At 64.0% G+C, this 21061-nt stretch carries 5 protein-coding genes; 3 read left to right on the plus strand and 2 right to left on the minus strand.

Annotation, left to right across the window (positions count from 1 at the left end):
* Nucleotides 1–537: 537 nt before the first annotated feature.
* From BLL38_RS19350 to BLL38_RS19360, 3 genes are read left to right on the plus strand one after another with little or no spacing between them, the layout of a single operon-like run.
* On the plus strand, nucleotides 538–1710 hold the full coding sequence (locus tag BLL38_RS19350) for an efflux RND transporter periplasmic adaptor subunit (protein ID WP_076963939.1): 1173 nt from the start codon (nucleotides 538–540) through the stop codon (nucleotides 1708–1710).
* Nucleotides 1711–3684 carry a MacB family efflux pump subunit gene (locus tag BLL38_RS19355; protein WP_076963940.1) on the plus strand — a complete coding sequence of 658 codons (1974 nt, stop codon included), beginning with the start codon at nucleotides 1711–1713 and terminating at the stop codon, nucleotides 3682–3684. It begins immediately after the preceding gene.
* Between the two features lie 7 nt (nucleotides 3685–3691).
* Nucleotides 3692–5083 (plus strand): efflux transporter outer membrane subunit, encoded by a 1392-nt coding sequence (locus BLL38_RS19360; RefSeq protein ID WP_076963941.1) that lies wholly within the window; start codon nucleotides 3692–3694, stop codon nucleotides 5081–5083.
* Nucleotides 5084–5120: 37 nt separating this feature from the next.
* Here BLL38_RS19360 and BLL38_RS19365 read toward each other — a convergent pair whose 3' ends face one another.
* The gene (locus BLL38_RS19365) at nucleotides 5121–6080 is read right to left on the minus strand and encodes an alpha/beta hydrolase (protein WP_076963942.1); all 960 of its coding nucleotides are present in this window, start codon (nucleotides 6078–6080) and stop codon (nucleotides 5121–5123) included.
* A gap of 47 nt (nucleotides 6081–6127) precedes the next feature.
* Entirely contained in the window at nucleotides 6128–21058 is a 14931-nt protein-coding gene (locus BLL38_RS19370; RefSeq protein WP_076963943.1) for a non-ribosomal peptide synthetase, read from the minus strand.
* Nucleotides 21059–21061: the final 3 nt, after the last annotated feature.

Raw genomic sequence — 21061 nt, forward strand, 5'->3', positions numbered from 1 at the left:
CAACGGGCGACTTGAGCACTTACGAGGTACCGCCTTGGGCTTTAGAAATTTAACCAATTACATAGCCAGGTGCTTGCTGAAGTCAGGAGGGTTTAGAAATCAGCTACACCCTTAAATGCGAAGAGCCCCATTACGACGGTCTGAGCAGTTCTCCGCTCATTTTTCGTGACATCCAGCGGGCACTCATGCAGTGCCCATGGGTGTACGAATGGGTGCATATGTTGGGCTACGAAGTCCCAACCCTCTAAATACAGCTGCAGGAAATGGTGCTACAGCGCTAGCTGGACACAGACGCAACCGCCCAAGCACACAATTATGGCATTTAGCCACTATTTAATTTATAGTGATTCTTATAAAAATTTTAAGACAGCCTGCACTTGCCATTAGTGATTTGCCGTTCACGTAGCTGTAACGGCGCATGTAATCACTTAAATTTCAGGGCAAATCCCTCGTTTACCTGACAGCTTCCCGCGCCTGTCGCTGCCTCCGTCTGGGCGATTGAGCCGCGGTCCGAACTTTCCTGGCTGGAACCCGTGCATGAACCGTCCTCGACACACCCGGCGCGCTCTGCTGGCAGCACTTTGCCTGATCCCCGTGGCGGCCTTTGCCGCCTGGCAACTGATCCCGCCCGGCCGGGATAAATTTGCCACGCTGCAAGTGCACCGGGGCGATATCGAGAGCAGCGTGACGGCCCTGGGCACCCTGCAACCGCGGCGTTACGTCGATGTCGGCGCGCAGGCCTCCGGGCAGATCCGCAAGATTCACGTCGAGGCCGGCGCCCAGGTCAAGGAAGGCGACCTGCTGGTAGAGATCGACCCTGCCACCCAACAAGCCAAGCTCGACGCCACCCGTTACTCCATCGCCAATCTGCAGGCGCAACTGCAGGAACAGCACGCGCAACACCGCCTGGCCCAGCAGAAATACCAGCGCCAGCAACGCCTGGCCGCCGGCGGCGCCACCCGCGATGAAGACGTGCAGACCGCCCAGGCCGAACTGGACGCCACCCAGGCGCGCATCAATATGTTCAAGGCCCAGATCAGCCAGGCCCAGGCCACGCTGCGGGTGGACCAGGCCGAACTGGGCTATACCCGCATCTATGCGCCGATCTCCGGCACGGTGGTGGCCGTGGATGCCCGCGAAGGCCAGACCCTCAACAGCCAGCAACAGACGCCGCTGATTTTGCGCATTGCCAACCTGTCGCCGATGACCGTCTGGGCGGAAGTCTCGGAGGCCGATATCGGCCATGTCAAACCGGGCATGCAGGCCTATTTCACCACCCTGAGCGGCGGCAACCGGCGCTGGACCAGCACTGTGCGCCAGATCCTCCCGGTGCCGCCCAAGCCCCTCAACGAAACCAGCCAGGGCGGCGGCAGCCCCAGCAGCTCAAACAAGAGCGGCAGCGGCCGCGTAGTGCTCTACACCGTGCTGCTGGATGTGGATAACGCCGACAATGCGCTGATGGCAGAAATGACCGCCCAGGTGTTCTTCGTCGCCAGCCAAGCCACCAATGTGCTGACCGCGCCGGTCGCGGCCCTGCAAGGCAGCACCCGCCCCGACACCCAACTGGCGCGGGTGGTGGCCAAGGATGGACGTATCGAAGACCGCGAAGTACGGGTGGGCATCAGCGATCGCCTGCGCATCCAGGTCCTTGACGGCCTCAATGAAGGCGACCACCTGCTGATCGGCCCCGCCGACAGCAGCGGAGGTTGAATGTTGACGCCACTGATCGAACTGCGCGACATCCGCAAATCCTATGGCGGCGGCGATGCACCCCAGGTCGATGTGCTGCGCGGGATCGACCTGTCGATCCATGCCGGGGAGTTCGTGGCGATTGTCGGCGCGTCCGGTTCCGGCAAGTCCACCTTGATGAATATCCTCGGTTGCCTCGACCGGCCCACCGTCGGCCAATACCTGTTCGCCGGGGAAAACGTCGCCCAACTGGACACCGATGAGCTGGCCTGGCTGCGCCGCGAGGCCTTTGGCTTTGTATTCCAGGGCTATCACCTGATCCCGTCCGGCTCGGCCCAGGAAAACGTCGAGATGCCGGCGATTTATGCCGGTACGCCCGCCGCTGAACGCCACGCCCGCGCCGCCGCCCTGCTGACCCGCCTGGGGTTGGCCGGGCGTACCGAAAACCGCCCGCACCAACTGTCCGGCGGCCAGCAGCAACGGGTGTCGATTGCCCGCGCCCTGATGAACGGCGGCCATATCATCCTCGCCGACGAACCCACCGGCGCGCTCGACAGCCACAGCGGCGCCGAGGTCATGAGCCTGCTCGATGAACTGGCCAGCCAGGGCCATGTGGTGATCCTGATCACCCACGACCGCGAAGTGGCGGCCAGGGCCAAGCGCATCATCGAGATCCGCGACGGCCTGATCATCAGCGACACGCCCAATGCCTGCGCCTTATCCACCGCCGCGCCCAACCCCAAGGCGTTGCAGGCGGTGGACTTGCGCCAGCGCCTGGCCGATGGCGCCGAACACAACGGCGCCTGGAAAGCCGAATTGCTGGACGCGGTGCAGGCGGCCTGGCGGGTGATGTGGATCAACCGTTTCCGCACCGCCCTGACCCTGCTGGGGATCATTATCGGCGTGGCCTCGGTGGTGGTGATGCTGGCCGTGGGCGAAGGCAGCAAGCGCCAGGTCATGGCGCAGATGGGCGCCTTTGGCTCCAATATCCTCTATGTCAGCGGCTCGGCCCCCAACCCGCGTACGCCGCCCGGGATTATCACCATGAGCGACGTCGCGGCCATGGCCGCCCTGCCCCAGGTCAAGCGCATCATGCCGGTCAATGGCGCGGAAGCCGGGGTGCGTTTTGGCAATGTGGACCATATGGCTTACGTGGGCGGCAATGACACCAACTTTCCGGCGATCTTCAACTGGCCGGTGGTCGAGGGCAGCTACTTCACCGAAGCGGACGAGCGCGCCGCCGCCACCGTCGCGGTGATTGGCAAACGGGTGCGTGACAAGCTGTTCAAGGACCTGCCGAGCCCCATCGGCCAATACATCCTGATCGAAAACGTGCCGTTCCAGGTGATCGGCGTACTCGCCGAAAAAGGCGCCAGCTCCGGCGACAAGGACAGCGACGACCGTGTCGCCATCCCCTACTCCGCCGCGAGTATCCGCCTGTTCGGCAGCTATAACCCTGAATACGTGGTGATTGCCGCCGCCGATGCGCGCAAGGTCCATGAGGCCGAAAAAGCCATCGACCAGTTGCTGCTGCGCCTGCACAACGGCAAGCGGGATTTTGAACTGACCAACAACGCCGCGATGATCCAGGCCGAGGCCCGCACCCAGAACACCCTGTCGCTGATGCTCGGCTCGATTGCCGCCATCTCGCTGCTGGTGGGCGGCATCGGGGTGATGAATATCATGCTCATGACCGTGCGCGAGAGGACCCGGGAAATCGGCATCCGCATGGCCACCGGCGCCCGGCAACGGGACATCCTGCGCCAGTTCCTCACCGAAGCCGTGATGCTCACGGTGGTCGGCGGGGTGGCCGGGATCGGCCTGGCCCTGCTGGTCGGCGGCGCATTGATCCTCAGCAGCGTGGCGGTCGCCTTTTCGCTGCCCGCCGCCCTTGGAGCCTTCGCCTGTGCACTGGTCACCGGTGTCATCTTCGGCTTTATGCCGGCCCGCAAAGCAGCCCGGCTCGACCCGGTCACGGCCCTTACCAGTGAATGATCGCCCTATGAAAGCGCAGTTGACCCTTATCGCCGCCAGCCTGCTGCTGGCCGCGTGCAGCAGCCCGGCGCCGCGCCCGGACAGCGGCCTGCAAGCACCTGCCGCCTGGAACACCGCGAGCGACGCCGCCCTTGTGCACGTCAACCGGCAATGGTGGACGGCATTTGCCAGCCCACCGCTCAACCAACTGATCGAACAGGCCCGCAGCACCAGCCATGACCTGGCCAGCGCCATGGCCCGGGTACGCCAGGCCCAGGCCAGCGCAGTGGTCGCCGGCGCGCCCTTGCTGCCCGCACTCACGGGCGGGCTCAGCGCCAACCGGCAGAAACAGCTGCGGGGCACGGGCAACAATCAACTGCAAAGCAGCAACAACGACGCGGTGGACTACTTCAGTACGAACCTCACCGCCACCTACGAAATCGACTTCTGGGGCGGCAAGCGTGCTGCACGCGACAGCGCGCAACTGGCCGTGCGCGCCAGCGAATTCGACCGCGCCACGGTGGAGTTGACCCTGCTCAGCAGCGTGGCCACGACCTACACCCAACTGCTGGCACTGCATGAACAACAACGTATCGCCGAGCTGAACCTGGCCAATGCGCAAAGTGTCCTCAAACTGGTGCAGACCCGCCATGACGCCGGCTCTGCCACCCCGTTGGAACTGGCGCAGCAAAAGAGCCTGGTCGCCGCGCAGCAACGCCAGCTACCACAAGTGCGCCAACGCACCGAAGCCGCCCGGATCAGCCTGGCAGCCCTGCTCGGCCAACCGGTACAGGCCCTGCAATTTACCGATCAATCCTTTGACCAACTGCGCTGGCCCAGCATTGCTGCCGGAGTGCCCAGCGATCTGCTCAGCCGCCGCCCAGACATCGCTAGCGCCGAAGCACAACTGGCAGCGGCCCAGGCCGACATCATCGTCGCCCGCGCCGCCATGCTGCCCACGGTCACCCTGACCGCCAATCTCAGCTCCGGCGCCAATCGCGCGGCCGATATGCTGCGCAACCCGCTCTACAGCCTTACGGGCGGGCTGGTCGCGCCGATCTTCAACAACGGTCGCCTCGGCGCCGAACGCGACAGGGCTACGGCACGCCAGGAAGAATTGCTGCACACCTATCGCGGGGCGATCATCAATGGCTTTGCCGATGTGGAAAAGGCCCTGAACAGCATTCGCCAGCTCGACGAACAACGCCAGTGGCAGCGTGAGGAGTTGAGCCAGGCGCAGACCGCCTTCCGCCTCGCTCAGAGCCGCTATGAGGCCGGCGCGGAAGACTTGCTGACGGTACTGGAAACCCAACGCACGCTCTATGCCGCCCAGGACCTGAACGTGCAACTGCGCCAGGCGCGGCTGGAGGCCAGTGTGGCGCTGTACAAGGCCCTGGGCGGAGGCTGGCAGGCACAGTAGGCGCCGGCTTGCCGGCGCCTACGCTTGAGCCGGGCGGTCAGTGGCGCGCGAACGCTACCCGCAATGCGTCGGCGATCCACTCCAGCGCCTCTTCAGCCTCGTCGACAATCGCCCCCATCCGCATAAAATCATGGGTCATGCCCGCATAAAGCTTCATATCCACCGCCACGCCCGCCGCTTGCAAGTGAGCGGCATAGGCCACCCCTTCGTCATGCAGCGGATCGCACTCGGCCACCGCCAGCAACACCGGCGCCACGTTCGGCGCAATCTGCGCCAACAGCGGTGAAAAGCGCGGATCCAGGCGGTCACTGGGCTCGCCAGCGTAATGCTCATAGAACCAGCTCAGCGTGTCCTTTTCCAAAAGATAACCCGAGCCATAACGCTGCAGCGAAGCGGTCGGGCGGCTGGCATCGGTCACCGGGTAGATCAACACCTGCAAACACGGCTGAGCCTGGCGCGGGTCAACCGCCAACTGATTGCACAACACCGTGGCCAGGCTGGCGCCGACACTGTCACCGGCCACGGCCAGGCGCGTCGGATCGATACCCAGAGCCTCAGCTTCCTGCAACAGCCAGTGCCAGGCGTCCTGGGCATCGTGGACCGCCGTGGGAAACACCCACTCCGGGGCCAGTCGATAACCCACGGCAATCACCACGCAACCGGCCCGCGCCGCCAGCGCGCGACACAGCGCATCGTGTGAGTCGAGGCTGCCGACCACATAACCGCCCCCATGGAAATACAACACCGCCCCCCTGCTGGCGCCAGGCAGCGCAGCGCTGTACAGGCGCGCGTGCAGGTGGCTGCCGTCACGCACCGTTATCGACAGGTTTTCAACCCGTGGCAACTCCTCGCAGTCAGCCATCATCAACTGGGAGGATTGATCAAACTGTTCACGGGCGGCTTGTGGGCTCAACTGATGCATAGCCGTGCGCTTGCCGCTGTCACGACCGGCACCGACCAATTCAAGGAAGGCAGCAATATCAGGGTTTAACGACATGAAACAACTCCATACTGGCCAGGCGATGCGCCCGGCCAGGTTCAGGTTCAAGCGCTGATGGGGTTCAGCAACCGGGTAAGGGCCTGATCCAGGCTCTCAAGGAAACGCGGATTGCGAGGCACTTCAAAATGCCCGCAAGGCAAGCTCGGACCGCCAGCGTCCTGGCCTATTTGCAGGCTCAATGCCTGGGCCGCCGCTTCATGGCCTGCGGCCCACCAACAATGAGGCGTCGCCTGGATCGGCGGGCACCGGACCAATGCCTGGGACAAATGCTTGAGACGCCGAGCCACGCTGAAGATATGCCCCAGCTCATCCGCCCCCAACACCTGGGACAGCGAGCCTACGGCGACCGTCTGCTGCGCGAGTAAGCCGGCGAACAGTTGACGCAAGCCCGCCGGGCTTTCATCCAGGGTCAGCGGCAGGGTCGCCTGCACGCCAGGCATCATCACCTGGATAAACGCGTGCAGATCCTCCAGCCCCTCATCCCTCTGCGCACCGGGCTCGGTGCCCGGAACGAAACTGTCCATCAGGCCAAGGAACTCGACCTGCTGGCCCTGGCGCTCCAGCTCCGCCGCCATCAATATGGCCAGCGTGCCGCCCAGGGACCAGCCCAGCAAATGGTAAGGCCCCTCGGGTTGCCGTGTGCGCAAGTCAGCGACGTAAGCCACGGCCATGTGCTCCAGCGACTGCTCCTGCCAGTGGGCGTCAAGCAGCATGCGGCACTGAATCGCCTGCACCGAGCGGCGCCCGGCCAACAGCCGCGCCACGGGCTCGTAGTCGAATACCGTGCCAAAGCCGGCGTGTACACAGAACAAGGGGGCCAGTTGCGTCCCCGCCTGATTCATCGTCAGCATCGACGTCGGTTTCGCCTCAGGCGCCGGCGCCTCAGCGCTGCCGGTCAGTTCAGCAATCGTCGGTTTCTGCATCAGGTCGCGCAGTTTCAGACTGAAGCCATGCACCTTCAGCGCACGCGCCTTGGCCACCACTTGCAGGCTGAGGATCGAGTCGCCACCCAGCTCGAAGAAGTTGTCCGTCAGGCCGACCTGCTCGACTTTGAGTACGTTCTGCCAGATCTGCGCCAGGGCTGTCTCCAGCTCGGTGCGCGGCGCGACATAGCCGCGTTGCTGCTGGTTGATATCGGGGTCTGGCAGGCCTTTGCGGTCGAGCTTGCCATTGGGGGTCAGCGGCATACGCGCCAGCACCATCATGTGCGCCGGCACCATGTAGTCCGGCAACTCGCCCCGCAGTTGTTCGCGCAGGTGCTCGCACCAGTTGCGGTCGCCCTGCATGTCCTGGGGCACCACATAGCCGACCAGTTGCTTGCCGCTGCCACCTTCACGGGCGACGACGACGGCGTCCCGCACCCCGGCACAGCCCTTGAGGCGCGATTCGATTTCGCCCAGTTCTATACGGAACCCACGGATCTTCACCTGGTTGTCGATACGGCCCAGATAATCGAAGACCCCATCCTGGCGTTCGCGCACCAAGTCACCGGTACGGTACAAGCGCCCACCGTCGAGGCTGAACGGGTCCACTACAAAACGTTCGGCCGTCAGCCCCGCACGGTCCAGGTAACCCCGGGCCATGCCGTAGCCCCCCAGGTACAACTCACCCGCGGCGCCTTTGGGCAAGGGGTTCAGGTCGCTGTCCAGGACATAGGTGCTGCGCGCACCGACCTTGCTGCCAATGGGCGCATAAGCCGCCCCGCAGGTGTCGTCGGGCCCCGCCTTCCAGATCAGCGGCGTGACCACGGTTTCGGTCGGGCCGTAGCCGTTGATGATGAACTGCGGTTGCAAGGCCCGCTGTGCCAGGGCCAGGCTGGCCTGCGGCACCGCATCCCCGCCAAAGCAATAGATACGCACCGCCGGCGGGTTGCCTTCACGCTCGGCATGCTCGGCCAACTGTTGCAGGTACACCGGCGGGAACGCCGCGACGCTCACGCGATGCTGGTGCAAGGCCGCAAAGGTCTGTTCCGGCGTCCATAGGTTGTCATCGCGAATCAACAGGCGCCCGCCGTGCGTCAGCGTGGTCAGCCAGCGCTCATGGGCACCGTCGAAGGCAAAGGACATAAACAGCAATTCGCAGTCTTCAGGCCCCATGCTGTAGCGCTCGCCAATCGCCCGGCAATGCATGGCCAGCGGACCATGGGCCACTGCCACGCCTTTGGGCAGGCCGGTAGACCCCGAGGTGTAGATCACGTAGGCCAGGTTTTGCGCGTGCAGCGGCACTTGCGGGTCTGTCGCGGGCCGGTCGGCGAGGTCCAGTCGATCGAGTTCCAGCACCCGCACATGGGCCAATACCGGCAGCGTCTGGCGCAACGCGGTGTCGGTCAGCAGCAAGGCAATCCCGGAGTCTTCCATCAGGTAGGCCAGACGCTCCTTGGGGTAGCCGGTGTCCAGCGGCACATAGGCGCCACCGGCCTTGAAGACCGCGAGCAAGGCCACGATCAGCGATTCGCCGCGTGGCATGGCCACCCCCACTCGCACCTCCGGCCCCACGCCTTCGGCGACCAACAGGTGCGCCAGGCGGTTGGCGGCGGCGTCCAGTTCGGCATAGCCGCACACGGTCTCGCCAAACAACACGGCAGGTTGCTGCGGCGCACGGGCGGCATGCCGGGCAATACGCTGGTGCACATACAGGCCATCAAATCCGGCCTCCACCGGCGGCGCCTCGCCAGTCAGTGCCTCAGGCAGACCGAGAGTGCCCAACAGCTGATGCGCATTGCTCGCCAGTTGTTCCAGCAGCCCTTCCATGTTGCGGCGAATGCTCTGCACCGAGGCTTCGTCGAAATGCGCCTGCAAGTACATGTACTCGATGACCAGGCCGTCTTCGAGCGTCACCATCAGGTCCATCGGAATGTCAGTGCGCCCGTAGCTGCCGGTCTCGCCAAAGCGCAGGCGTGGATCCTCGACCGCATTGAGAGCTTGGTCGACCGGGTGGTTTTCAAACACGATAATGCTGTCGAACAAGGCCTGGCCACTGCGCCCGGCCCAGCGTTGTACATCGGACAGCGGCGTGTACTCGCGTTCGCGCAGTTGCAGGTTGTAATCCTGGATCTCGCGTAGCCAGTCACCCAATGGGCGCGCAGGATCGATCACTTGAATCACCGGCAGGGTGTTGATGAACAACCCCAGCATGCGTTCGGAATCGGCCAGTTCAGCCGGACGCCCGGCAACCGTGGCGCCGAACGCCACGCTACTCTGGCCGCTGTAGCGACTGAGCAAGATCAGCCAGGCCGCTTGCACCAGGGTATTGAGCGTGACGTGCTGGGCTTGCGCAAAACCTTTCAAGCGTTCGGTCGCGGCCCCGCCCAGGCGGCTGTACAACGCATGATGGCCGTCGCCGCGTTGCCCGGTCGCAAACGCATTGGCCAGGTAGGTCGGTGCGTCCAGGCGTGCCAACTGCTGGCTCCAGAACGCCTGGCTGGCCTGTGGGTCTTGCTGGCGCAGCCAGGCGATGTAATTGCGATAGGCCACAGGCTCCGGCAACGCTGCGCCCGAGTAGTGCTGCAGGATCTCTCCCAGCAGTTGCGACACGCTCCAGCCGTCGATCAGTAAGTGGTGATAGGTCCAGACCATCTGGTAGCTGTCGGGCCCCAGCCGTGCCAGGACAATGCGCTGCAACGGCGGGCGCTCCAGATCGAAGCCCCGCTCACGCTCATCGCGGGCCAACTGCTCCAGGCGTTGGGGCAAATCGTTGGCGCCTTGCAGGTCCAACTCGACCAATGGCAGCTCAAGACGCGCCATGACAAATTGCAACGGCTGCTCCAGGCCTTGCCAGACAAAGCCGGTGCGCAAAATGGCATGCCGCTCGCAAGCCGCGCCCCAGGCGCGTTTGAAGCGCTCGACATCCAGGCCCTGCACCGGAATGCTCAACTGGTTGATGTAGAGCTCGGCATCCGGCGCATTCAGCCCGAGGAACAACATACCCTGCTGCATGGGCGACAAGGGATACAGCTGTTCGATACGCTCCAGAGGCAACCCAAGACCCTGCAACTGTTCATCGCTGAGCCCATGCAACGGTTGTTCGCTAAAGGTGCTGTCAGCCGCAATCGCCGGTACAGCCCAGCGGATATGCCGGGCCAGGGCCTCGATACTACGGTGCTGGAAAATATCCCTTGGGCTCAGCTCAAGGCCCGCCTGACGGGCACGGCTGACCACCTGGATCGAGCTGATGGAGTCGCCCCCCAGGGCAAAGAAGTTATCGCTCACCCCGACCTGACGAACCCCCAGCACACCTTGCCAGATCTCGGCCAGCAGACGTTCGACCTCGCTGCCGGGCGCGACAAACGCCGGTTGGGCCAATGCCTGGTCCGGCACCGGCAGGGCCTTGCGGTCCAGCTTGCCGTTGGGAGTCAACGGCATGCGCTCAAGCAATACCAGGGCAGACGGCACCATGTAATCGGCCAGGTTGGTGCTCAATTGCTCGCTCAGCTGGCTGACGAAATCCGCCTGGCGCGGCTGCTCGGCCGCCAGCAGCCAGCGGTCCTGAGGCACCACATAACCGACCAGGCGCGGCCCGGTGGGTCCGGGAACAGCCACCACCACGGCCTCGACGACGCTGGTTTGCTCCAGCAGACGCGCCTCGATTTCCCCCAGCTCGATACGGAACCCACGGATTTTCACCTGATGGTCGATCCGACTGATGTAGTCGATCACCCCGTCTGCGCGGTAGCGCGCCAGGTCGCCGGTGCGGTAGAAACGCCCGCCCGGTTCGCCATAGGGGTTGGGCAGGAAGCGCTCGGCAGTCAGCGCCGGGCGCTCGAAGTAGCCGCGCGCCAGGCCATCGCCACCGATCAGCAACTCGCCGGCCACTCCCACCGGGTTGGCCGACAGGTCTTCACCGAGGATATACAGCGAGGTGTTATTGATCGCCTTGCCCAGGAATGGCTGGCTGTGTTCGCCCGTCAACGGCTGCAAGGCCGACCAGATGGTGGTCTCGGTCGGGCCATACAGGTTCCAGGTCTCGGCCCCCAGGGCCGTCATGCGCTGCGCCAGTTCATCGGCCAGCGCCTCGCCGCCGCACAGCAAGCGCCGGCCCGCCAGGGCCCCCGCGTTGGGGCTTTCCAGCAACATGCGCCAGGTCGAGGGCGTGGCTTGCAGCAGCGTGATGCCCTGCCCTTGCACCTGTTGCAGGATCAATTCGGGATCGCGCTGGGTGTCCTGGCTGGCCAGTACCACCCGCGCGCCGACCATCAATGGCGCGTACAGCTCCAGGCCGAAGATGTCGAAAGAGAACGTGGTCAGCGACAGCAGGCGATCCTGCGCAGCGATCCCCGGCGCGGCGACCATGCTGACAATGAAGTTGGTCAGCGCACCATGGCGCACCATCACGCCCTTGGGTTTGCCGGTGGAACCGGAGGTGTAGATCGCATAGGCGAGGTTTTCCGGGTCCAATGCGACCTGCGGGTTCGCCGTGCTGTAGCCGTCCAGGGCCTGGCCCAGGTCCAACGCCTGCACATGGGCCGGGGTCGGCAAGGCCAAATGGGCCTGGCTCAGCAGCAGCGTGAGGCCGCTGTCTTCGATCATGTAGGTCAAGCGATCCTGCGGGTAGTCCGGGTCCAGCGGCACATAGGCACCACCAGCCTTGAGCACCGCCAGCAGGCCGATAACCATGTCCAGCGAACGCTCGAGCGCCACGCCCACCAGCACATCCGGGCCAACACCTAGCTCCATCAGGCGGTGTGCCCACTGGTTGGCCCGGGCGTTGAGTTCGGCGTAGCTCAGTGCTTGCTCGGCAAATACCAGCGCCAGGGCCTCGGGGGTACGCGCGGCCTGTTCCTCGATCAACTGCTGGATGCACTGCCCGGCCGGGTAGGCCACGGCGCTGCGGTTCCAGTCATGCAGCATTTGCTGCTGGCTGGCCGCGAACAGCTTGAGCTCGCCCAGCGGACTGTCCGCTGCCACCTCAAGCATCTGCTCAAGCACCGCCAGCAGTTGTTCGCTCACCTGAGCAATGCTCGAAGCCGCGAAATGCGCACACTGGTAACTGAAGTTGAACGCCAGGGTCTGACCGACGCCAATCATCACGGTCAACGGGTAGTTGGTCCGCTCGAAATAACTGACGTTCTTGAACACCAGTTCCTGCGGCGCTTCCTGCTCCAGCACCGCAGACACCGGGTAGTTCTCGAACACCAACAGGCTGTCGAACAGGTCACCACCGTCTTGCCCTGCCCAGCGCTGAATGTCGAACAGCGGCGTGTATTCGTACTCACGCAGGCGCAGGTTCAACTGCTGCACACTGTGCAACCAGCTTTCCAGGCTTTGTTCCGGTTGTGGGCTGGCAATCACCGGCAGCGTGTTGATGAACAGCCCGATCTGTTGCTCGACGCCCTTGAGGTCCGCTGGGCGCCCGGACACGGTGGCCCCGAACGCCACGCTCGCTTGCCCGGTATAACGCTTGAGCAGCAACAGCCAGGCCGCCTGGACCAAGGTGTTAAGGGTGACTTTGTGAGCCTGGGCCAGGCTGCGCAGACGCTGGGTGGTGGGCTCGTCCAAGACTTGGCGTTGCTCGCCATAGAGCGTCTGCACACCGGCAACCGGCGCGTATGCGATCGCACGGGCCAGGTGGGTCGGCTCATTGAGCGCCAGCAGTTGCTCTTTCCAGAATCGCTCGCTGGCCTCGGCATCCTGGCGTTGCAGCCACTGAATGTAGTCACGATAGCGGCCGGCATTCAACGCCAGCGCTTCACCGCTGTAGCGCTGCAGCACCTCCCCCATCAACTGCGAGGCACTCCAGCCGTCCATAAGGATATGGTGGTTGGTATAGATCAAGTGATAACGCTGTGCATCGACGCGTACCAGCACCAGGCGCAACAGCGGCGCCTGCGACAAATCAAAGCCCTGCGCCAGCTCGGCCAAGGCCCGGGCATCCAGTGCGGCTTCGAGGTCGGCACGCCCTTGCCAGTCCACTACCGTGAACGGCACGCTGACGTGTGGGTGAACCACCTGCACCGGTTGCTCCAGGCTGCCCTGCCAGACAAAGCTGGTGCGCAACACATCGCGGGCATCCATCGTGGCTTGCCAGGCCGCCTTGAAACGCTGCGGATCGAGGCCCTCGACATCCAGCCGGACCTGGTTGGTGTAGCTGCCGCCCTGTGGTTCATACAAGGCATGGAACAACATGCCGCGCTGCATCGGCGACAACGCGTACACATCCTCCATCGCATCGGCGCTGACCGGCAACGCGTCCAGTTGCTGCTGGCTCAGGTTCGCCAGCGGGAAGTCCGACGGTGTCAGCCCACGATGCTGCGGCTGGCAACAATGCTCGATCAGTTGCTTAAGCTCACGGGCGTATTCATCGGCCAGGCGCTGGATCACCGGTTCACTGAACATCTGCTCACTGAAGGTCCAACCCAGGCTCAGCTCACCGCCATACACTTGGCCATTGAGCGACAACCAGTTGCCCAATGACGCCAGCGGGCTGTGCTCGGCGCCTTTGGCTTCAATGGCCGGGACAAACAGCCCAGCGTCCTCGGCATCGAAACTGCCGTCGAACTGCCCCAGGTAGTTGAAGGTAATGCGCGGCACTGCCTGTTGACTCAGGGCCTGGCGCGTCGGCTCGTCGCCCAGGTAACGCAACAGGCCAAAGCCGATCCCGCGGTCCGGTACCGCACGCAGTTGCTCCTTGATCTGTTTGATCGAGTCGGCAATCGCGTCGGCGGGCGTCAGCTTGACCGGGAACATACTGGTGAACCAGCCCAGGGTGCGAGTCAGGTCCAACGGCTCGGACAACTCCTCACGACCATGGCCCTCAAGCTGGATCAACGTTGAGCCCTGCCCGGTCCAGCGGCAGACCACCCGCGCCAACGCGGCCAACAGCAAGTCGTTGATCTGGGTCCGATAGGCTGCGGCCGTGTCTTGCAACAACTGGCGGGTCAGGGTTGAGTCCAGGCGCGTGTAGACCGTCTGGGCGTGACAGTTTTGCAGTGAGCCTTGCGGGTTGTCGCAAGGCAGTTGCACGGCATCGGCCAGCCCCTGGGCCTGCCAGTAGGGCAACTGTTGCCGTAAAGCGGCGCTCTGGCTATAGGCCTGCACGTGCTCGACCCAGCGTTTGAATGACACCGTCTTGGGGCTGAACAGCACCGCTTGCTCAGCCAACAGCTGCTTGTAGGCACCTTGCAGGTCCTCCAGCAGAATGCGCCAGGACACGCCGTCCACCACCAAGTGATGCACCACCAGTAACAGGCGCTGTTGGGCATTGGGCAACTCAAAGAGCACGGCGCGCAGGAGTGGCCCCTGCTCCAGGTCGAGACTGCCCTGGGCCTGGTCGGCAAGCCGTTCCAGCTCGTCCAGGTCGGCCACCGTTCTGTGCCAGAGCGGCGCGGGCATCTGCTGCTGTTGCGCCAGGGAGCGATAGCGGGCCGTCAGGGCCTGCGGATCAAAGCTCAGGCGCAATCCGTCGTGATGACTGATCAGCGCCTGCAAGGCCTGCTCAAGGCGTTGCGGGTCCAAAGGGTTCAACGGCTTGAGCAACACCGATTGGTTCCAGCGCTGAGGCTCGGCAATGGCCTGTTCAAAGAACCACTGCTGCACCGGCAACAGGGCGCTGCTCCCGCTTATCGGGCCTTGCTCACCGAGTACGTCCGGTTCGCCGACCTCGGCCACCCTCGCCAGGCGCTGCACGGTTTGTTGCTGGAACAAATCTTTAGGGGTAAAGCGAATGCCCGCCTGACGCGCCCGGCTGACCACCTGGATCGAGATGATCGAGTCGCCACCCAGGGTAAAGAAGTTATCGGTGACCCCGACCTGTTCCAGCTTGAGGATGTCCTGCCAGATCGCCACCAGCTGGCGCTCCAGGGCATTGCCCGGGGCGAGATAGGCCCGCAGGTTCTGGGTCAGGTCCGGGGCCGGCAAAGCCTTGCGGTCGAGCTTGCCATTGGGGGTCAGCGGCAACTGGTCGAGGAACACCACATGCGCCGGCACCATGTACTCCGGCAAGTGCTCCTTGAGTTGTGCCTTGATCGCCTCGCCCAGGGCGGCCGGCCCTGCGCTGGCACTGACCGATGCCACCAGATAGGCCACCAGCTGCTGGCCGCTGGCCCCGTCGATCGCCAACACCACGCCTTCGCGCACCGACTCAAGGGCCAGCAACCGCGCCTCGATTTCCCCCAATTCGATACGGAAGCCACGCACCTTGACCTGATGGTCGATGCGCCCAACGTATTCGAGCACGCCATCGGCGCGGTAACGGGTCAGGTCGCCGGTACGGTACAGACGCTCGCCCGTGGTCGAGAACGGGTTGGGCACATAGCGCTCGGCAGTCAGGCCGGGGCGGAACAGGTAGCCACGGGTAATGCCTTCGCCCGCCAGGTACAGCTCGGCCGCGACGCCCACCGGTACGCTTTGCAACTGGCGGTCCAGCAAGTAGCTGGCGGTGTTGGCCAGGGGCCGGCCAATATTGGCCGACGCCCCGCGGCCGCGCCGGGTCCAGGTCGAATAGGTGGTGTCTTCCGATGGGCCATACAAGTCATAGACGTGCGCCACCGTGGGCTGCGCGTAGAGGACGTCTACCAGCGCCTGCTTCAGCGGTTCGCCGGCCAGGTTGATGATGCGCACACTCGCGGGAATCTGCCCGGCCCGCTGCAGGGCGGCAATCGCCGACGGCACGGTGTTGATCAGGCGCACTTGATCGCGGGCCGCCAGGTCAGGCAGCTCCAGGGCGTTGCGCGCCATGATGAGTGAGCCGCCACTGGCCAGGGTGACGAAAATTTCCCAGACCGACAGGTCGAAACACACCGACGTCGAGGCCAGGACACCTTGCAGGTCAGCCTGGCGGTACACCTGCTGCGACCAGTGGATCAGCGCCAGCACGTTACGGTGGGCAATCGCCACGCCCTTGGGTTTGCCCGTGGAGCCGGAGGTGTAAATCACATAGGCCAGGTTCGACGAGTGCCCACGCGGCCCCGGGTTGTGCTCAGGATACCCGGCAAATTCATGGCCACCGGCCTCCACCAGCAGTACCTGGGCGTCCCCCTGGGGTAGTTGTGCCAGCAAGCCGGCCTGGGTCAACAACACCTTGGCCTGGCTGTCTTCAAGCATGTAGGCCACACGTTCCTGCGGGTAATCCGGGTCCAGCGGCACATAGGCGCCACCGGCCTTCAAGACCGCCAACAAGGCAATCACCAACTCGCTGGAGCGCGGCATCGCCACACCCACCCGGACTTCCGCGGCAATCCCCAACTCGATCAGACGGTGTGCCAACTGGTTGGCCCGCGCATTGAGCTGGGCGTAACTGAGGGTGTGCTCGCCCGACACCAGGGCCAGGGCCTCCGGTTGTTGCGCCGCGCGCGCTTCGATCAGATGCTGGATACCGGGCTGATCGGCAAAGGGCGAAGCGTTGGCATTCCAGTCGTGGCTGATCAGTTGCACCTCGTGGGCGCTGAGTAGCGCCAGCTCGGCCACCGACTGCTGCGGATGGCTGACAATCCCCTCCAGCAGGGTTTGCCAGTGCAAGGCCAGGCGCTCTATGGTCGCGGCCTCGAACAGATCAGTGGCATAGATCAGTGACGCCGACACCCCGTCTTCGGATTCAAAGGTGTTCAAGGTCAGGTCAAATTGCGCAGTGGTGCTCTCCCAGCTCAAACCTTCGACCTGCAGCGCGCCCAGTTGAGTGCTGTGCTGGACCTGAGGGTCCTGGCTCTGATGGTTGAACAGCACCTGGAACAACGGGTTATGGCTCAGGCTGCGCTCGGGTTGCAAGCGGTCGACCAACTGCTCGAACGGCAGGTCCTGCCAGGCCTGGCCGGCCAGTGCGGTGCGGCGTACCTGGCCGAGCAAGTCGCGAAACGACAGGCCTTCGCTGAACTGCGCCTTGAGCACCTGGGTATTGACGAAGAAGCCAATCAGGCCCTCGGTCTCCAGCCGGTTACGGTTGGCGATGGGCACCCCGACCCGAATGTCGTTTTGCCCGCTGTAGCGATGTAACAAGGCCTGGAACGAAGCCAGCAGCAGCATGAACAGCGTGACCTGCTCGCGCTGGGCCAACTGCTTCAACGCCATGCCCAACCCTGGGCGCAACGGGATATGAATTTGCGCGCCACGGTAGCTCTGCTGGGCCGGGCGCGGGTGATCGGTCGGCAACTCCAGCACGGGCTGCTCACCGGCCAGTTGCTCCAGCCAGTAGGCCAGTTGACGCTCGCGCTCGCCGCTGTCCATCCACTGGCGCTGCCACAGTGCATAGTCGGCGTACTGGATCGGCAAGGCCGGCAGTTGCACGTCCCGGCCCTGGCTGTACCCGGCATAGCGTTCAATCAACTCATCCACGGTCACTTTCATCGACCAGCGGTCGGAGACGATATGGTGCTGGGTCACGATCAGCACGTAGTCATCGCTGGCCAATTGCAGCAGCCTGGCCCGCAGCAACGGGCCTTGTTGCAGATTGAACAGCTGGCTGATTTCCTCATCGACCCGGGCCTTGAGCCGGCTATCGAAATCGTCTGTGGGGCCGAAGGGTTCGACGGCGAGGGTCAGTGTCATCTCGGGCTGAATCACCTGCACGGTGCGCCCATCGGCCTCGATAAACTGCGTGCGCAGGCTCTCATGACGCGCCAGCAGCGCGTTGAAACTGCGCTGCAAAGCAGCCACATCCAGTACGCCGCGCAGGCGTAACGCCGTCGGAATATGGTAGGCGGCGCTGTCCGGGTCCAACTGCCAGAGGAACCATTGGCGCTCCTGGGCATAGGACAGCGGCAACGCTTGATCGCGCACGACCCGGGTCAACGCCGGGGCCTGCACACTCGACGCTTCTGGCTCCAGGGCCTGGACAAAGGCCTGCAAGGTGCTGTGTTCAAACAAGGTACGCAGCGGGACTTCCACGCCCAGCAACTGCCGCACCCGCGACATGACCTGGGTGGCCAGCAACGAGTGCCCGCCCAGTTCAAAGAAGTTATCCGTCAGCCCCACCTGCGCCAGCTTGAGCACGTCCTGCCAGATCTGCGCCACTTGCCGCTGGCGTTCGGTGCTCGGCGCCACATAGTGCTTTTGCACCTGGCTGGCGTCCGGCTTGGGCAGGGCCTTGCGGTCCAGCTTGCCGTTGGGCGTCAGCGGCAGGCGCTCCATGAACAGCCAGTGCTGCGGCACCATATAGTCCGGCAGTTGTTGCTGCAGGCGGTGTTTCAGCGCTTCACGCAAGCTGTCTTGTGCCGCCTCAGGCGCCACCAGGTAACTGACCAGCACCGGACCGTGCGCACCGTCCTGGGCCACCACCACGGCTTCGCGCACCTCGGTGTGCTCCAGCAGACGCGCTTCGATCTCTCCCAACTCGATGCGGAACCCACGGATCTTCACCTGATGGTCGATCCGGCTGATGTAGTCGATCACCCCATCCGCCCGGTAGCGCGCCAGATCGCCGGTGCGATAGAAGCGCCCGCCCGGCTCACCATACGGGTTGGGCAGGAAACGCTCAGCGGTCAGCCCCGGGCGCTCGAAGTAGCCGCGCGCCAAGCCATCGCCACCGATCAGCAGCTCGCCGGCCACCCCCACCGGGTTGGCCGACAGGTCTTCACCGAGGATGTACAGCGAGGTGTTATTGATCGCCTTGCCCAGGAATGGCTGGCTGTGTTCGCCCGTCAACGGCTGCAAGGCCGACCAGATGGTGGTTTCGGTCGGGCCATACAGGTTCCAGGTCTCGGCCCCCAGGGCCGTCATGCGCTGCGCCAACTCATCGGCCAGCGCCTCGCCGCCGCACAGCAAGCGCCGGCCCGCCAGGACGCCCGCGTTGGGGCTTTCCAGCAACATGCGCCAGGTCGAGGGCGTGGCTTGCAGCAGCGTGATGCCCTGCTCTTGCACCTGCTGCAGGATCAATTCGGGATCGCGCTGGGTGTCCTGGCTGGCCAGTACCACCCGCGCGCCGACCATCAATGGCGCGTACAGCTCCAGGCCGAAGATATCGAAAGAGAACGTGGTCAGCGACAGCAGGCGATCCTGCGCAGCGATCCCCGGTGCAGCGGCCATGCTGACAATGAAGTTGGTCAGCGCGCCATGGCGCACCATCACGCCCTTGGGCTTGCCGGTGGAGCCGGAGGTGTAGATCGCATAGGCGAGGTTTTCCGGGTCCAATGCGACCTGCGGGTTCGCCGTGCTGTAGCCGTCCAGGGCCTGGCCCAGGTCCAACGCCTGCACATCAGCCGGGATCGGCAAGGCCAGGTGGGCCTGGCTCAGCAGCAGCTTGAGGCCGCTGTCTTCGATCATGTAGGTCAGGCGATCCTGCGGGTAATCCGGGTCCAGCGGCACATAGGCGCCACCGGCCTTGAGCACCGCCAGCAGGCCGATAACCATGTCCAGCGAACGCTCGAGCGCCACGCCCACCAGCACATCCGGGCCAACACCTAGCTCCATCAGGCGGTGTGCCCACTGGTTGGCCCGGGCGTTGAGTTCGGCGTAGCTCAGTGCTTGCTCGGCAAACACCAGCGCCAGCGCCTCGGGGGTACGCGCCGCCTGTTCCTCGATCAACTGCTGGATGCACTGCCCGGCCGGGTAGGCCACGGCGCTGCGGTTCCAGTCTTCGAGGATCACCCGCTCGTCTGCGGCGGCCAGCAACGGCAATTGGGCAATGCGCTGCGTCGGATCAGCCACCACGGCCTGCAACAGGCGCTGCCAGTGTTGTGCCAGGCGCTCGATGGTGCTGGCGTCGAACAGATCCGTGGCGTACTTGAGCACCGCTTCGATGCCATGGGCATGTTCGACCGTGTTGAGCACCAGGTCGAACTGGGCCGTCTGGCTTTGCCATTCCAGGCGCTCAATGCTCAGTTCGCCCAGGCCGGTTTGCGCAGCGTTGCGGCTTTCGGCCTGGTGATTGAACATCACCTGGAACAATGGGCTGTGGCTCAGGCTGCGCCCGGGCTGCAACGCCTCCACCAGTTGCTCGAACGGCAGGTCCTGGTGGGCCTGGGCATCCTGGGCGGTCTGGCGCACCTGGCGCAGCAACTCGATGAAGGAGCCCTGGCCATCGATATCCGCCTTGAGCACCTGGGTATTGACGAAAAAGCCGATCAAACGCTCGATTTCAGCGCGCCCCCGATTGGCCACAGGCACACCAACGCGAATGTCTTCCTGACCAGTGTAACGGTGCAACAGCGCCTGGAATGACGCCAGCAACAGCACAAACAGCGTGGTGTTTTCCCGCTTGGCCAGGGCCTTGAGGCCTTCGGCGAGCGCCGCATCCAGAATCAGGCCACAGCTGGCCCCGGCAAAACTCTGCAACGCCGGCCGTGGAAAATCGGTCGGCAGTTCCAGCACCGGTTGTTCACCGCCAAGTTTGTCTTGCCAATAGGCCAGTTGCCGCTCTTGCTCGCCAGCCTCCATCCACTGGCGCTGCCATTGCGCGTAGTCGGGATACTGGATCGTCAACTCCGGCAGCTGGACGGCCTGGCCCTGGCTGAAGCCTGTATAAAACTGCACCAGCTCCTCGACCATGACCTGCATCGACCAGCCGTCGGAGACGATGTGATGCAAGGTCATCACCAGCACATGGTCATCCGCAGCCAGACGCAACAAACGCGCGCGTATCAGCGGACCTGCCTGCAAATCAAAGAGTTTGCCGGTTTCCTCGGCAACGAATGCCTGCAAGTGAGCCTCCAGGGACTCGCCCTGCGGCAGGTGCAGTTCATCGATAGCCAATGCAAAAGGCCCTGGGGGCAGGATCACTTGCAAGGGTTGATCATCTTGTTGAGTGAACACGCTGCGCAGGCTTTCGTGTCGGTCGACCAGGGCCTCGATGCTGCGTTGCAACGCAGCAGTATCCAGTCGCCCCTTGAGTCGCAGGGCCGTGGGGATGTTATAAGCCGTGCTCTGCGGCGCCCACTGCCAGAGGAACCATTGCCGTTGCTGGGCATAGGACAGCAACAGCGGTTCTTCGGCCGCGCGCTGGAAAACCGGGGCAATCGTAAAAAGGTTCAGGCCTTTCTGCTTGAGCAGAACGGCCAGTGCCTTTCTTTGTTTGGCCGAAAGTTTTCCTACCGACTCGATTAGCTCTTGCACGCG

Source organism: Pseudomonas gessardii (assembly GCF_001983165.1).
GTDB lineage: Bacteria > Pseudomonadota > Gammaproteobacteria > Pseudomonadales > Pseudomonadaceae > Aquipseudomonas > Aquipseudomonas gessardii.